The sequence below is a fragment of the Cupriavidus sp. SIMBA_020 genome (assembly GCF_046535395.1).
GTDB lineage: Bacteria > Pseudomonadota > Gammaproteobacteria > Burkholderiales > Burkholderiaceae > Cupriavidus > Cupriavidus campinensis.
In genome coordinates this window covers 1-265 of the sequence record NZ_JAWRWU010000778.1, presented here as the reverse complement: position 1 = coordinate 265, position 265 = coordinate 1, and the positions used below count along the sequence as shown (strand labels likewise).

Genomic DNA, 265 nt, shown 5'->3' with positions numbered 1-265 from the left:
CATGATGCCGGGAAACAGCGCGCCGGCGTAGAGCTGCACCACGGACACGCCGGTGGTGGCGCCGTACACGATCAGCATCACGGAAGGCGGCAGCAGGATGCCCAGGCAGCCGCCGGCCGTGATGGCGCCGGCCGTCAGGCGCACGCTGTAGCCGGCCTTGAGCATGGCCGGCATGGCCAGCAGGCCCATCAGCGTCACCACCGCGCCGACGATGCCGGTGGCGGTGGCGAAGATGGCGCAGGTGGCCAGCGTGGCCACCGCCAGC

At 72.1% G+C, this 265-nt stretch carries 1 protein-coding gene; it reads right to left on the bottom strand.

Annotated features, from left to right (window positions below):
* Nucleotides 1-265, bottom strand: a 265-nt coding sequence (locus SB751_RS31470) for a TRAP transporter large permease subunit (protein ID WP_410749207.1), incomplete at both ends; no start/stop codon positions are given.